We start from the raw sequence: 14,422 nt of genomic DNA on the forward strand, positions 1-14,422 counted from the left end.
ACTTGACCACAAAACCATGCGCGAACGGATCGCGGTCGTCGATGAAGATGGTGTTCAATCCGGTCATCCACGCCCAACCGCCGATCGAGGGGACGATGACTCCTCCGGCTCAGTAGGCAGACCCGCCATTCTCGCTCAGGACATGCCGCTCGGTGCCATCAAGGGGAGGGTTGAATACGCTGACTAGGATCATATCGCCGGCAGCGTCGGCACGCAGATAGTGATCGTCATGTTCATTGAGCACATAGATCGTGCCCGGTTCGATACGATGCACTTCACCGGACATGTCTTCGACTTCACCGGAGCCGGCGACGCAGTAGCAGGCCTCCAAATGCCGCCGATAGTGGAGACGTGATTCGCTGCCTGCCCGCACGACGGTATGACAGACAGTGAACCCCATGCCGTCCTTTTGTGTCAGCAGGCGATGGCTGGTGCCATTGCCCCAATCAACGAAGAAGTCAGATTTTTCTACATCAACCAATTGTCTTGTAAACATGATCTCTCCCGCCGCGGCCATTGAACTGGAGTGCTGAACGCCTCCAGGATCGGGCTGCAGGAGTGCCGCAACGTATGCGGGCTTTCAAATGATTGCTTCTCACCTGATATGTTAGTAAATTTTACATATGAAATATGTCCCGCTCAACGCCGTCCGTGCTTTCGAGGCCGCTGCGCGCCATTTGAGTTTCTCCGCTGCCGGCGAGGAACTTCATGTCACGCACCCGGCCATCAGCCACCAGATAAGGCGGCTGGAGGAGTGGCTGGGCGTGTCCCTCTTCCACCGGGATGCGCGCAAGGTACGACTGACGGATGCTGGGATGATCCTTCAGGCATCGGCGAGCGAGGCACTTGCCGAACTCGGCGCCACGTGCCGGCGCATTCGGCGCAATGCAGCTGTGGCGACCGTTTCCGTGGGGTGCATACCTTCCATTGCCAGCCGCTGGCTCGTGCCCCGCCTGCCGGACTTCAGCGCCAGCCATCCCGATATCGGCATGCGTGTCGCTTACGCCCGGGCAGAGGAGAGGCTCGGCGATGGTGAGAGCGATGTGCTGATCACGCTTGGAGCCGATCCGACGCCCGGCGTTACCAGTCTCAAGCTCTTTTCGCGCCTGAACCGGCCGGTGTGCAGCCCCCACTACTTCGCCGGCAACGACTATCTGCGAACACCTGCCGGGATCGCTGGCGCCGACCTGCTGCATGACGAGAACCGCGAAGGCTGGCGGGAGTGGTTCTCCGAAGCCGGACTACCCAATTTCGATGTAGGCAACGGACCCGTCTTCGCCGACTTCAACATTCTTGCAACGGCGGTCATCGCCGGTCACGGTGTGGCGCTTTGTCCAGTCGACGTTTTTCGTGACGAGTTGAAGCGCGGCGACCTGATCGTCTTGTCGCAGGTCGCAACCAACCGCGACAAGGGCTACTTCCTGACGCTGTCGGTGGATGCCTCGCCCGCCGCGCTTACCTTCGCCGACTGGTTCCGCCAGGCGGTCTCGGTCGATGCCGGGACAGACGATCAGCAGGTCTGAACGTGCGGTATCACTTGACCACAAAACCATGCGCGAACGGATCGCGGTCGTCGATGAAGATGGTGTTCAATCCGGTCATCCGCGCCCAGCCGCCGATCGAGGGAATGATGGCCGGTTTGCCGGCAACGGTGGCGTCCTTTTCGACCTTGCCCTTGAACAGCGAACCGATGATCGATTCATGGACGAAGCTGTCGCCGGCCTTGAGTTTGCCCTTGGCGTGAAGCTGCGCCATGCGCGCCGAGGTGCCGGTGCCGCAAGGTGAGCGGTCGATCGCCTTGTCGCCGTAGAAGACGGCATTGCGTGCGTCGGCTCCCCCCATCGTGGGCTTCCCGGTCCACAGCATGTGCGACAGCCGGTTGATATCAGGGTTTTCCGGATGCACGAAGGAGTACTTTTCGTTGAGCCGTTGCCTCACCACCGGGCTCCAGGCGATGAAGTCGCCCGCCGAATAGTCGGCCATGTCGCGGTAGTTCTTCTGCGGCTCGACGATGGCGTAGAAATTGCCGCCATAGGCGACGTCGACGGTGATTTCGCCGAGTTGCGGGCATTCGACCGTCAACCCTTCGGCGTAGAGGAAGGACGGCACGTTGGTGATGCGCACCTCCTCGACATAATCGCCGACCTGCTTGTATTCGGCGATCACCAGACCGGCCGGCGTGTCGAGCCTGAGCACGCCCGGTGTCTTCGGCTTGATGAGACCGTGCTCGATGGCCATCGTCACCGTGCCGATCGTGCCGTGGCCGCACATCGGCAGGCAGCCCGAGGTTTCGATGAACAGGATGGCGATGTCGCAATCGTCGCGCGTCGGCGGATAGAGGATCGAGCCGGACATCACGTCATGACCACGCGGCTCGAACATCAGCCCGGTGCGGATCCAGTCATATTCGGCCAAGAAATGCGCCCGCCGCTCCATCATCGTCGACCCCTGCAGCAGCGGGCCGCCGCCGGCGACCAGCCGCACCGGATTGCCGCAGGTGTGGCCGTCTATGCAGAAGAAGGATTTCTTGGCCATGACGCTCCTCGAAAAAATCAAAACCGCAGTGGACTGAAGGGGGCCAGATCGATCGCCAGAGTCTGCCCCAGGACGAGTTCGCGGATCAACCGCCCGGTTGCCGCCGCCTGGGTCAGGCCGAGATGGCCGTGGCCGAAGGCATAGACCACCGACCGGCCTCCTGGCGCGCGACCTATGACGGGCACCGAATCCGGCAGTGAGGGACGAAACCCCATCCATTCGCGCCCGCCCGAGGGATTGAGCCCCGGCAGGAACTTCTGCGCCTTCTGCAGCAGCGCCTTCGAGCGGTCATAGTTGGGCGGCCGTTCGATGCCGCCCAGTTCGACGGCGCCGCCGACACGCAGGCCCGTCTCCAGCGGTGTGATGACGAAGCCATGCCCGGAAAAGATCAGCTGCCGCTTCACGTCGAAGGCGCTCTTGGGCAAGGTCGTGTTGTAGCCGCGCTCGGTTTCCAGCGGAATGCGATCGCCAAGCTGCCGCGCCAAGAGGTGCGACCAGGCGCCGGCGGCAACCACGAGCTGCTTCGCATGCCTGGTCGTGCCATCGGCTAGCGTCAGTGTCGCGCCATCCTGGTCCGCCGCGACCCGGTCGATGCGGGCCATTTCAAAGCGGGCGCCCTTCGCCTCGGCGTAGGCCCACACCGCCTTGCCGAGCAGCTTTGGATCGGCGACCGTCTTCCAGCCCGGCACGAAGGTGCCCTTGACGAAGCGCGGAGACAGGCCCGGCTGCAAGCCCGCCAGACTCTCGCCCTCGACATGGCGAAAGCCGATACCAAAGCGTTCGCGCGCGGCCCAGCCCGGCAGCGAGGCGCGGAATTCGGTTTCGCTTTCGTAGAGTTCGAGCGAGCCATCCTCGCGCAGCATCGGCCGCGTGCCGGAGCGATCGAGCAGGCCCATCCATTCCGCCTCGGCGAGCTTCATCATGCCCGCCTGAGCGGCGAGGCCCGCCTCGTATTTTTCCGGCGCGCCGGCGCGCCAGAAGCGGATCAGCCAAGGCAGAAGCGTGGGCAGGTAGGCTGGCGGGATGCTGAGTGGTCCGAGCGGATCGGCCAGCCATTTCGGCAGCTGCCGGATCATGCCCTTGTGCGCCAGCGGCAGCACATCGGAGAAGGCAAAGGCAGCGGCGTTGCCGGAGCTCGTCTCCTCGCAGATGCCCGTCCGATCGAAGATGGTGACCTTGCGCCCCGCCTCGGTGAGGAAGGCGGCGGCGCAGATGCCGATGATGCCGCCACCGATGATGGCGACGTCGAGTTGGGTGCCGCTTTCGCCGCTCACGTGCGGCCACCCGTCTTGTGGTGAGGGAGCATATGAACGAACCCTATGCGAACGCCAAGGACTACAACCTCAAAACTTCGGCAGCGTCGGCCGCACCGCGAGCGCGTCCTTGATGATCTTTTCGACTGCCTTGCGGCGTTCGCCCGACAGCGGCTGGCGCGGCATGCGCACGCGATCGTTGGTTTGAATGGCGAACACTTCGGCAAGCTTGATGTTCTGCACCAGATAGGTCGAGACGTCGAGATCGAGTAGCGGCCGGAACCAGCGGTAGATGGCGAGCGCCTCCTCGCGACGGCCCTGCTGCATCAGCTGGTAGATGGCGACGGTCTCGCGCGGGAAGGCGGTGACCAGCCCGGCCACCCAGCCGATGGCACCGACCGACAAAGCCTCGAAGGCGAGATTGTCGACGCCGGTGAACAGATCGTAGCGGCTGCCGAGGCGATTGATGATCTCGGTCGAGCGGCGGATGTCGTCGGAGGATTCCTTGATGGCGACGAAGCGCTTGTCCGATGCCAGTTCCTCCATCTGGTCGACGGTGACGTCGACGCGGTAGGCGAGCCGGTTGGAGTAGATCATGACGGGCAGGTCGCCGGCCTCGGCGACGGCGCGTAGCGCTGCGACCGTCTCTTCCGCATTGGTGTGGTAGATCGGGCTCGGCACAACCATCAGGCCATTGGCGCCCTCCTTGGCGGCGCGCCGGGCGATGCTGGCGGCTTCACGCGTGCCGGCCTCGTTGACCGTCAGCAGCACCGGCTTCTTGCCGGCGACCTTCTGTGCGGTCTTCAGAACCTCGATCTTCTCGTCATGGGAAAGCATCGGCCCTTCGCCAAGCGATCCGCAGACGATGATGCCGTCGCAGCCGGCCTCCATCTGCAGGCCAAAGCAGCGCTCCATCTCGGCATGGTCGAGGCGGTCGTCCGCGGTGAATTTGGTCGTAACGGCGGGGAAAACTCCGGTCCACATGGTCATTGCTCCATCTGATATATCAGCCGTATATCTGTTAAGAAACCGTCTGTCAATGCGGATTCTCCTGTGATATATCTAAAATATATCAAGAGAGCGCGTTTGATATCCATGGAAGCAAGCATCGCATCCGAGCCGGCGGCGGCCAAAGCCTACCGTGTGCTGGAGCACATGATCGTCACGCTGGAGCTGGCGCCGGCGAGCTTCGTCACCGAGGGCACCCTCATCGAGAGGCTGGCGCTTGGCCGCACGCCGGTGCGCGAGGCGATCCAGCGGCTGGCCTGGGAAGGGCTGCTTGACGTGCGGCCGCGCGCCGGCATCGCGATCGCGCCGCTCCATCCCGGCGACTGGCTGCGCGTGCTCGACGCGCGCCGCGGCGTCGAGGTGGTCCTGGCCCGTTCGGCTGCCCGCTTCGTCACCCGCGAAGCCGCCGACCTGTTTCATGAAGCCGCCCTTGCCATGCAGAAGGCGGTGATCTCGGGCAACGTCCTTGCCTTCATCCAGGCAGACAAGGCGCTCGACGAGGCGCTGGCGCTCGCCGCCGACAACCCGTTCGCTGCCCGGCTTGCGGCACCATTGCAAACCCACAGCCGCCGCTTCTGGTTCCGCTACAAGGCCGACACCGGCCTTGCCGAATCCGCCGAACACCATGTCGCGTTGATCCGCTCGATCCTCGACGGCGACGAGGAGGCCGCCGCTAAGGACGCCAAGCGCCTGATGGCGCTGCTGCGCGGCCATGCCGAAGTGGCTGCAACGCGCTGATCGGGCGGTTCAGATCCCTTGCGCCGGTACGGTGACCGTGTCGGTATTCTCCCATCCCTCACCGGTCGCAAAGATGCAGCTCCGGCCCTGCACGTCGGTTACCAGCATGGACCATGTCCCACTTGCCGAGACATAGACCTCGACAATGGCAACTTGCCCGACCACACCGTAGCCGATCTGCTTTTGTTGGAAGGCCTGCGCCAGTCCCGCGACGAGATCACCGTGGCCGCCACAGACCAATTGCGCCTGTGCGGACAGCGTCGACACCGCCAGCGCGGCGCCGGTCGCGGCTATCCTGACCCATCGAAACGAAAATGTGTGTGCCATTTGGCACCTCCTTCGCCTTCACGGTCCGGCAAAGGGAGGCACATGGGCAGCCTCAATATGCCGGAACGTTCCAAGCCGGGTCCGACGTTTTCATCACGTCACTCCTTCTGGTTTCCGGTCTGTCGTCGGGGAATTTCTATCGCATTCCCTGGATTCGATATGGTGAGGTCCCGATTCGAAAACAAGCACCATTTCGGCCCTTGCGGCGTACTGCGAGCCGACGATCCGCGTCAGGTTCCGGCAGGTTCGCGAAGTGCCGCCCATTTCAGCAGGGCGTCGAGGGCCGGGCATAGCGCCTGCCCCCAGTCGGTCAGGCAGTATTCGACCTTCGGCGGCACCTGGTGGTGCACGATGCGGCGCACGATGCCGTCGCCCTCCATCTGTCTCAGCTGCTGGATCAGCATCTTCTGCGAGATCGCCGGGATCGCCCGCTCGAGATCGGAGAAGCGCAGCACCTTGCCGCCGAACAGGTGAAACAGGATCACCAGCTTCCAGCGGCCCTCGAGGATGCGCAGCACATTCTCCACACCGCTCGCCGCGGATAACGGTGTCAGTGCCTCGACCTTACCTTCTGGTAAGTACCTTACTTTTTCGTCGGTTCTTGTCATTTTCTCAGCATACCGCATTTTAGGAACCGGACAAGCGCCGTGGACTTCGAGGCGACGGCAGAAACCGGAGATGAAACCATGACCGCAGAACTTCCGCAGCCGCTGATCGACTATTTCGCTGCCAAGAACAGGCACGATATCGACGCCATGCTAATGCCCTTCTCGTCGGAGGCCACGGTCAAGGACGAAGGCGAAACCCATCGCGGCTCGATCGCCATCCGCGACTGGATGGAGGCAACGACACGCAAATACCGGGTGACGGTCGAGGTCGCCGATGCGATCGCCAATGGCAATGCATGGCGGATCGCCGGCATCGTCTCGGGCAATTTCCCCGGCAGCCCGGCTACGCTCCACTACAACTTCACGCTGGCAGATGATCGGATCAAGCGGTTGGAGATAGGCGCATGACCATCCCCTGGAAATTCACGGTCGACGATCAGGAATTTTGCCGGCAAGCGCGTTCTGGTCACCGGCGGCACCAAAGGTGCCGGCGAAGCCATCGTGCGCAGGCTTTCGGCGGCAGGCGCAGCCGTTCTCACCACCGCCCGCTCGGCGATCCCCGAAGCGCTGTCGCGGACGCTGTTCGTGCCGGCCGATGTAAGTACCTTGGCGGGCACCGAAACAGTGGCCGCGGGTGTCATGGAACAGCTTGGCGGCATCGACATCATCGTGCACAGCGTCGGCGGTCCGAAGAGTCCCGGTGGAGGATTTGCCGGACTGACGGAGCAGACCTGGCAGGAGGAACTCAGCCTCAACCTGCTCGCCGCGGTGCGGCTCGACCGCATGCTTGTACCGCATATGGTCGAGCAAGGCTCAGGCGCGATCGTCCACATATCGTCGATCCAGCGCCGCCTGCCACTGCATGAATCCACCATCGCCTACGCAGCGGCGAAGGCAGCCCTTTCAACCTATAGCAAGGCGCTGTCCAAGGAACTCGGCCCGAAAGGCATTCGGGTCAACAGCGTGGCGCCGGGCTGGATCCACACCACCGCGTCGGAGGCGATGGTGAAGCGGCTGGCTGCCCATTCCGGTTCGGACGAGGAAACCGCCCGCCAGGGCATCATGGATGCGCTGGGCGGCATCCCGATCGGCCGGCCGGCATGGCCGCACGAGGTCGCCGAGCTGGTGGCGTTCCTTGTCTCGGACCGCGCCTCGGCGATCCACGGCGCCGAATACGTCATCGATGGCGGCACCGTTCCGACCGTGTAGTGCCATGCAAAAGAAAAGGGCGCGACAAAGCCGCGCCCTCAACTCGGTGGAAGTAGATGTCAGACCTCAGTTCATCGTCGGGATGACGAACTCGGCACCATCCTTGATGCCGGACGGCCAGCGCGACGTCACCGTCTTGGTCTTGGTGTAGAAGCGGAACGCGTCCGGGCCGTGCTGATTGAGGTCGCCGAAGGACGATGCCTTCCAGCCACCGAAGGTGTAATAGGCGATCGGCACCGGGATCGGCACGTTGACGCCGACCATGCCGACCTGGACCCGTGAGGCGAAGTCGCGCGCGGCGTCACCGTCGCGGGTGAAGATGGCGACGCCATTGCCCATCTCGTGGTCGTTGGCGAGCTTGATCGCGCTCTCATAGGTCGGCGCCCGCACCACCGAGAGCACCGGTCCGAAGATCTCTTCCTTGTAGATGCGCATGTCTGATGTCACGTTGTCGAACAGGCAGCCGCCCATGTAGTAGCCGTCCTCGTAGCCCTGCATGGAGAAGCCGCGGCCGTCGACGACCAGCTTGGCGCCTTCCTTGACGCCGGTGTCGACATAGCCCTTGACCCGTTCAAGCGCCTGCGCCGTCACCAGCGGGCCGAAATCGGCGGACGAATCCGTCGACGGGCCGACCTTCAGGCTCTCGACGCGCGGGATCAGCTTTTCCATCAGCCGGTTGGCCGTGTCATTGCCGACCGGGACGGCCACCGAGATCGCCATGCAGCGCTCGCCGGCCGAGCCGTAGCCGGCGCCGATCAGCGCGTCGACGGTCTGGTCCATGTCGGCGTCGGGCATGATGATCATGTGGTTCTTGGCGCCGCCGAAGCACTGCACGCGCTTGCCGGCGGCGGTGCCGCGCGAATAGATGTAGTGGGCGATCGGCGTCGAGCCGACGAAGCCGATGGCCTTGATGTCGGGATCGTCGAGGATCGCGTCGACGACGTCCTTGTCGCCGTTGACGACGTTGAGGATGCCCGCCGGCAGACCTGCCTCGAGGAACAGTTCGGCGATGCGCATCGGCACGCCGGGGTCACGCTCCGACGGCTTCAGGATGAAGGCATTGCCGCAGGCGATGGCCGGCGCGATCTTCCACAGCGGGATCATCGCCGGGAAGTTGAACGGCGTGATGCCAGCGACGACGCCGAGCGGCTGGCGCATCGAGTAGACGTCGATGCCGGGGCCGGCGCCGTCTGTGAATTCACCCTTCATCATATGCGGGGCGCCGATGCAGACCTCGACCACTTCGAGGCCGCGCTGGATGTCGCCCTTGGCGTCGGCGATGGTCTTGCCGTGCTCGCGGGCCAGGATATCGGCCAGTTCGTCATAGTCGCGGGCGACCAGTTCGAGGAATTTCATCAGCACGCGCACGCGGCGCTGCGGGTTGGTTGCGGCCCATTTGGGCTGTGCCGCCTTGGCGTTCTCGACCGCCGCGCGCAGTTCGGCTTGCGAAGCCAGCGCCACCGTGCCGCGCACCGAGCCGTCCATCGGCTGCATGACATCCTGCTTGCGGCCGCTGGTGCCGGCGACACGCTTGCCGCCGATGAAATGACCGTATTCGATCATGATTTCTCTCCCTTGTTTGTGATGGCGCATTGTCCGCCTTTACGGGGTCGATGGCAACGCGAGCCAGAACGCAACCGTTGTGCGGAAAATAGATAACAGTTGACGGGGGAGCATCAATTCTCGCAAAATGATAAGGTGCAACTTACCACCACGCGGACTTGAGAGATTGAGTTACTTCACGCTCCGGGACCTTCCCCATGAACTGGGATGACGTCCGCATCTTCCTGGCGGTGGCGCGCGCCGGCCAGATCCTTGGCGCCGCCAGGCGGCTGGAGCTCAACCACGCCACCGTGTCGCGCCGCATCGCCGCGCTCGAGGATGCGCTGAGGACCAAGCTGTTTCGCCGGCTGACCACCGGCAGCGAATTGACGCCCGCCGGCGAGCGCTTCCTCGACATTGCCGAGCGCATGGAGGGCGACATGATCGCCGCGCGTTCGACCGTCGCGGGCGAAGGCGACGATGTCTCCGGCACGGTGCGCATCGGTGCCCCGGACGGGTTTGGTGTCGCCTTCCTGGCCAAGCGGCTCGGTGCGCTGACCGCATTGCACCGCGAACTGACGATCCAGCTGGTGCCGGTGCCACGCTCCTTCTCCCTGTCGCGCCGGGAGGCCGACATCGCCATCACCGTCGAGCGGCCGACGGAGGGCCGGCTGGTGGCGGGAAAGCTGGTCGACTACTCGCTCGGCCTGTTTGCCTCGCGCGCCTATGCGCAAGCGCACGGCTTGCCCAAGACAGCCGCCGAACTTGGCCAGCACACCCTCATCGGCTATGTGCCGGACCTCATCGTCAGCCCCTCGCTCGACTACGCGGCCGAATTCAGCCCCGACTGGCGCACCAGCTTCGCCATTTCCTCGGCGCTCGGCCAGGCCGAGGCGGTGCGCTCAGGCGCCGGCATCGGCATCCTGCATACCTTCGTCGCCCGCTCGATGCCGGAACTGCTGTCCGTCGACGTCGTCGCCCCCATCCGCCGTGCCTACTGGCTGGTCTATCATGAATCGGTCAGGCCGCTGCGCCGCGTCCAGATCGTCGCCAGCTTCATCTCCAAGGCGGTCGAGCGCGAGCGAAACCTGTTCGTTTAGACATGCCGCCTTTTCCTCGCCACAAAATCGATGACTGTGACACCGGGCGCGCAATTCTGCCGGTCGCCCGGTGGAATTGCGCGCCATGGGGTGGGAAATCCAGGAAGCTGCCGGATAGACATGCGAGCCGTTCTTGCCATCCTGCCGCTGCTCTTCTTTTCGGCCTGCGCCAATCCGTGGACGAAGGTGCCGGAAGCCGAATTGCCCAAGCCGATCCGTGCCGCGATGGCCCGGCCCTCGCCTCTCGTCTTCGGCAATTATTGCGGCCCCGGCACCCGCACCGGCGATCTGTCGGCCCGGCCGGTCGACCGCCTTGATGCGGCTTGCCGGACCCATGACGCCTGCTACATCGCCCGCCACGACCATTGCGACTGCGACGGCACCCTCATCGCCTCGGCCAAAGCGATCCGCGACGACAAGACGGCGCCGCGCAAAATGCGCGGCGAGGCGGAACTCCTGATCGCCACCTTTGCCATTCCCGTCTGCAAGGTCTTCCCGCAAGGTTTCATGCCGCCGCGCGACCCGGCGCAACTGAACGCCCTGAAGGCCGGAGCCGCTGGGTGAACGGCCGGGCATCCTTCGCCCTCGCCCTGTTTGGCCTGGCGCTCACGCTGCTTGCCGGCTGCACCAGCGCTGGCCGCGATGCCTGCGACGTCCTGCAAGGCGAAAAAGCCTGCGCGCGTCCTTCGCTGTCGGCTGGCACATTCGGACCGCGGGTCGCCGCCGCGCAATTCTTCGGCGACGCCGGCGCCAGCGACTACGAGAAGCGGTTCCTAGCGCTGCTCGCCCACAACCAGGTCGGTGCCATGGATCGCGCCAATGGCACCGGTCCTTTCGGTCACGATTATCATGACATCCGCAACGGCAACTTCCAGGCGACCTACCGGACGCTGCGGCAACTGGCCGCGCCGGTTGCCGAAACGCATCTGCCACCGGCCGGCAGCGACACCGGCGAGGGCCATTTCGACGGACGCTGGCGGGTGTCGCGGCAGACCCTCTACATCGATGCGGCGGCGCGGCCTTCGGCACCGAAGATTTTCGAGTTTTCCGGTCTGCAGGCGCGCAGCGTCGAGATCGTGCTGCGCCAGGCTGGCACGCGGCCGGCCGACATCGAGGGCACATGCGACGGTGCGTTGGCGATCCGCGCCGGCGGCGGTTCACGCACCATCGCCATGGGCACGGCATTCCGCTTTCGCTTGTCCGGCGAGGACGACACGGTCAGCCTGTTCCCGAGCGAGACCCTGAACCGCTGCAGCCTCGGCGTCCGCTCGAATCTGGCCCCGTCCGGCGCTCCGCTCACCATCCTGCGCGAAGAGATCGCCGACCCGGCGCTCGCTGCCTTCGACAGTCGCTACCAACGCTGCCCGACGCCCGACGCCGCAGGCCTCGACCCCCTTGGCCGGGCGTTCTATGCCAGCCGCTGGCTGTCGCAGACCTGCGCCTTGCCGATCGGAAAACCGCGCCTGCTGCGCAAGTCGCGTGACGGCTTCAATGCCAAGGTCGAGGCGCTGATGGGCGCGCCGCTGTCGGACAGCGCCATCGACAAGGGCGATCCGGACCTGCCTCTCGATTTCTCGAAGGCCCCAAGACTCAAGCTGATCTATCTGTCGTCGCTGGAGTTCAAGGCGGATTTTTCCGGCCGCATCATGGAACGGCTGATCCGCCACCATGCCGCCCTTGGCACCAAGGTGCGCATCATGGTCACCGACGTGCTGGAACGCGAGAAGGATGACGCCCTGCTGCACCGGCTGGCGGCCGAATTCCCCAATGTCGAGTTGCAGGAATATCGCTGGCGGGCGGACCAGGGCGCGCCGATCGACGAGCAGCTGTCGCAATTGCACAAGACCCATCATGTCAAGATGCTGGCCACGCTGGCGCAGGACCCTGGCCGCTCGCGCGTCATCATCGGCGGCCGCAACATCCATGACGGCTTCCTGTTCCACCAGCCGATCGACCTGTCGCGCTATCCGGACCTGCAGCAATACGGCAAGACCGACGGGTTTTCGCTGAACTACTATTCGAACTGGAGCGACTTCGACATCGAGTTCGCCGACCCGGCCACGGTCGAGATGCTCGCGGCGCATCTGTCGACATTGTGGTTGCGCGACGCCGACACCAACATTGCGCGCCCCTTCTCCATTCCGGTCCGTTCCGATGGCCGCCGCCCGCCGGGCACGGCGCGGCACTTCATTTCCGTGCCCTACGAGGACGGCCATGCGCTGGAGGATTACTTCGTCGAACTGGTCGACGCCGCCCAGCACCATATCCAGATCGTCAATCCCTACCTCAACCTGACGCCGAAGCTTGACCTCGCCTTCGACCGGGCACTGGCCCGTGGCGTCAGGATCGACATTATCGGCCGCATCGATCTCAAGGGCGATATCGGCGGCAAATTTCTCACCGCGCTCAACAAGCTGTTCGTCGAGGAATATGGCGACCGCATCAACATCCGCGAGTTCAAGGCGCCCGATGTCGTGCTGCATTCCAAGATCATGATGATCGACGAACGGCTGGTCGCCATCTCATCGGTCAATCTCAACAACCGCAGCTTCTTCCACGACTCGGAGAACGGCATGATGGTCCTGGACCCGGCGTTCTACGCCAGGATGAAGCCGATCTATGACGACTATCTCGCCCACTCGAACCCGGTCGCCACCAAGGTGACGATACCGTGGGCCTATCGCCTGCTGTTCGACGAGGACTGGGTCAAGCAGGCGTTCTGACCTCTCCGCTATCGCAGATAGCGCTCCTGCGCCAGGGCGCGGACATCGATGTCCGGTACCCGGCTGGAGATGATGTCGGCCAGCACCTTGCCGGAGCCGCAGGCCATGGTCCAGCCGAGCGTGCCATGGCCGGTGTTGAGATAGAGGTTGGAAAGCTCGGTGCGGCCGATCAGCGGCGGGCCATCCGGCGTCATTGGCCGCAGCCCGCACCAGAACGTCGCCTCCCGCATGGCGCCGGCGCCCGGAAAGAGATCGCCGACCGAGTGTTCCAGCGTGCGCCGCCGTGATTCGTGCAGCCTGAGGTCGAAGCCGGAAATCTCGGCCGTACCGCCGACCCGGATACGGTCGCCAAGCCGGGTGATCGCCACCTTGTAGGTCTCATCCATCACCGTCGACACCGGAGCGGCGGCGGCATCCTGGATCGGCACGGTGATCGAATAGCCCTTGACCGGATAGACCGGGATCGGCCGCTTCACCCGGCGCATGAACGCCGCCGAGTAACTGCCCAACGCCATCACATAAGCATCGGCGGCTTTCCAGCCCTTGCTGGTTGAGAGATTGGCGATGCGGTTGCGGCTGCGGATGACGCGCCAGATGGTCACGTCGTATTCGAACTTGACGCCGCGCGCCACGCAAAGCTCGGTCAGCCTGTCGGTGAACATCTTGCAGTCGCCGGTCTCGTCGCCCGGCAGCCTGAGGCCGCCGACGAATTTCTCGCGCACCCCGGCCAGCGCCGGCTCAGCCCCGATGCAGCCGTCCTGGTCGAGGATTTCATAGGGCACGCCATATTTCTTCAGCACCTCGACATCGCCGGCGGTGCCATCGAGCTGCTTTTGCGTACGGAACAGCTGCAGCGTGCCCTGGGTGCGCTCGTCATAGGCGATGCCGGTCGCTTCGCGCAGTGCCTTCAGCGTGTCGCGGCTGTACTCGGCCAGCGGCACCATGCGCGATTTGTTGATCGCATAGCGCTCGGCCGTGCAGTTGCGCAGCATCTTGACCAGCCATGTCCACATATGCGGGTCGAAGGCCGGCCGCACCACCAGCGGGCCATGCTTCATCAGCAGCCATTTGATCGCCTTCAGCGGAATGCCCGGCCCGGCCCAGGGCGAGGCATAGCCGGGCGAAATCTCGCCGGCATTGGCGAAGCTGGTTTCCAGCGCCGGGCCTTTCTGGCGGTCGATCACCGTCACCTCGTGGCCGGCCTCGGCGAGATAATACGCCGTGGTCACCCCGATCACGCCACTGCCCAGCACCATGATTTTCATCATTCACTCCTTGCCGCGCCACGTCCTTCAGGACGCCGACGGACGCGGCCACATTTCCGATTTGCGCATGATCCCTTGCGAAAATCGATGCCGATTTTCGAGACCATGCGCCGT

Annotated in this window: 15 protein-coding genes and 1 pseudogene; 7 read left to right on the top strand and 9 right to left on the bottom strand. The window is 64.2% G+C overall.

Annotated features, from left to right (window positions below; all coding sequences use genetic code 11):
- Together NR193_RS30550 and NR193_RS30555 are read right to left on the bottom strand one after the other, a co-directional pair.
- A pseudogene (locus NR193_RS30550) lies at positions 1-97 on the bottom strand (proline racemase family protein); the annotation flags it as partial.
- 12 nt (positions 98-109) lie between these two features.
- Entirely contained in the window at positions 110-496 is a 387-nt protein-coding gene (locus tag NR193_RS30555) for an ectoine synthase (RefSeq protein ID WP_256754396.1), read from the bottom strand.
- 127 nt (positions 497-623) lie between these two features.
- Between NR193_RS30555 and NR193_RS30560 the strand changes: the two genes are divergently transcribed.
- Positions 624-1,523 (top strand): LysR substrate-binding domain-containing protein, encoded by a 900-nt coding sequence (locus NR193_RS30560; protein ID WP_256754397.1) that lies wholly within the window; start codon positions 624-626, stop codon positions 1,521-1,523.
- Between the two features lie 10 nt (positions 1,524-1,533).
- Here the strand turns inward: NR193_RS30560 and NR193_RS30565 are convergent, their stop codons facing one another.
- The 3 genes from NR193_RS30565 to NR193_RS30575 all read right to left on the bottom strand — a co-directional run bounded on the left by NR193_RS30565 (position 1,534) and on the right by NR193_RS30575 (position 4,772).
- Positions 1,534-2,535, bottom strand: a complete 1,002-nt coding sequence (locus tag NR193_RS30565) for a 4-hydroxyproline epimerase (protein WP_256754398.1) — start codon at positions 2,533-2,535, stop codon at positions 1,534-1,536.
- Positions 2,536-2,552: 17 nt separating this feature from the next.
- Positions 2,553-3,809 (bottom strand): FAD-binding oxidoreductase, encoded by a 1,257-nt coding sequence (locus tag NR193_RS30570; protein ID WP_256754399.1) that lies wholly within the window; start codon positions 3,807-3,809, stop codon positions 2,553-2,555.
- Between the two features lie 69 nt (positions 3,810-3,878).
- Positions 3,879-4,772 (bottom strand): dihydrodipicolinate synthase family protein, encoded by an 894-nt coding sequence (locus NR193_RS30575; RefSeq protein WP_091578860.1) that lies wholly within the window; start codon positions 4,770-4,772, stop codon positions 3,879-3,881.
- A gap of 111 nt (positions 4,773-4,883) precedes the next feature.
- Here NR193_RS30575 and NR193_RS30580 point away from each other — a divergent pair, with 111 nt between their 5' ends.
- Positions 4,884-5,534, top strand: coding sequence for a GntR family transcriptional regulator (locus tag NR193_RS30580; protein ID WP_167365090.1), 651 nt, complete (start codon positions 4,884-4,886; stop codon positions 5,532-5,534).
- Positions 5,535-5,543: 9 nt separating this feature from the next.
- On the opposite strand, the gene NR193_RS30585 is transcribed toward NR193_RS30580, so the two are convergent.
- Both NR193_RS30585 and NR193_RS30590 read right to left on the bottom strand, forming a co-directional pair.
- Complete coding sequence (locus tag NR193_RS30585) at positions 5,544-5,861, bottom strand: hypothetical protein (protein WP_256754400.1); 318 nt, start codon at positions 5,859-5,861, stop codon at positions 5,544-5,546.
- 230 nt (positions 5,862-6,091) lie between these two features.
- On the bottom strand, positions 6,092-6,469 hold the full coding sequence (locus NR193_RS30590) for a helix-turn-helix domain-containing protein (RefSeq protein WP_256754401.1): 378 nt from the start codon (positions 6,467-6,469) through the stop codon (positions 6,092-6,094).
- 78 nt (positions 6,470-6,547) lie between these two features.
- On the opposite strand from NR193_RS30590, the gene NR193_RS30595 reads away from it, so the two are divergent.
- Together NR193_RS30595 and NR193_RS30600 are read left to right on the top strand one after the other, a co-directional pair.
- The gene (locus NR193_RS30595) at positions 6,548-6,877 is read left to right on the top strand and encodes a nuclear transport factor 2 family protein (RefSeq protein ID WP_256754402.1); all 330 of its coding nucleotides are present in this window, start codon (positions 6,548-6,550) and stop codon (positions 6,875-6,877) included.
- A gap of 27 nt (positions 6,878-6,904) precedes the next feature.
- Positions 6,905-7,678 carry an SDR family oxidoreductase gene (locus NR193_RS30600; protein WP_256754431.1) on the top strand — a complete coding sequence of 258 codons (774 nt, stop codon included), beginning with the start codon at positions 6,905-6,907 and terminating at the stop codon, positions 7,676-7,678.
- A 66-nt stretch (positions 7,679-7,744) separates the two neighbouring features.
- On the opposite strand, the gene NR193_RS30605 is transcribed toward NR193_RS30600, so the two are convergent.
- Positions 7,745-9,241: a CoA-acylating methylmalonate-semialdehyde dehydrogenase gene (locus NR193_RS30605; protein WP_256754403.1), complete on the bottom strand. Its 1,497-nt coding sequence runs from the start codon at positions 9,239-9,241 to the stop codon at positions 7,745-7,747.
- A gap of 197 nt (positions 9,242-9,438) precedes the next feature.
- On the opposite strand from NR193_RS30605, the gene NR193_RS30610 reads away from it, so the two are divergent.
- The 3 genes from NR193_RS30610 to NR193_RS30620 all read left to right on the top strand — a co-directional run bounded on the left by NR193_RS30610 (position 9,439) and on the right by NR193_RS30620 (position 13,043).
- Positions 9,439-10,320, top strand: a complete 882-nt coding sequence (locus NR193_RS30610) for a LysR family transcriptional regulator (protein ID WP_256754404.1) — start codon at positions 9,439-9,441, stop codon at positions 10,318-10,320.
- A gap of 120 nt (positions 10,321-10,440) precedes the next feature.
- On the top strand, positions 10,441-10,884 hold the full coding sequence (locus tag NR193_RS30615) for a hypothetical protein (RefSeq protein WP_256754405.1): 444 nt from the start codon (positions 10,441-10,443) through the stop codon (positions 10,882-10,884).
- Entirely contained in the window at positions 10,881-13,043 is a 2,163-nt protein-coding gene (locus tag NR193_RS30620) for a phosphatidylserine/phosphatidylglycerophosphate/cardiolipin synthase family protein (protein ID WP_256754406.1), read from the top strand. The genes NR193_RS30615 and NR193_RS30620 overlap by 4 nt, the downstream gene beginning before the upstream one ends.
- Before the next feature lie 8 nt (positions 13,044-13,051).
- Here NR193_RS30620 and NR193_RS30625 read toward each other — a convergent pair whose 3' ends face one another.
- Positions 13,052-14,308: a D-amino acid dehydrogenase gene (locus tag NR193_RS30625; protein ID WP_256754432.1), complete on the bottom strand. Its 1,257-nt coding sequence runs from the start codon at positions 14,306-14,308 to the stop codon at positions 13,052-13,054.
- Between the last annotated feature and the right edge of the window lie 114 nt (positions 14,309-14,422).

The organism is Mesorhizobium sp. Mes31, from assembly GCF_024519675.1.
Lineage (GTDB): Bacteria > Pseudomonadota > Alphaproteobacteria > Rhizobiales > Rhizobiaceae > Mesorhizobium.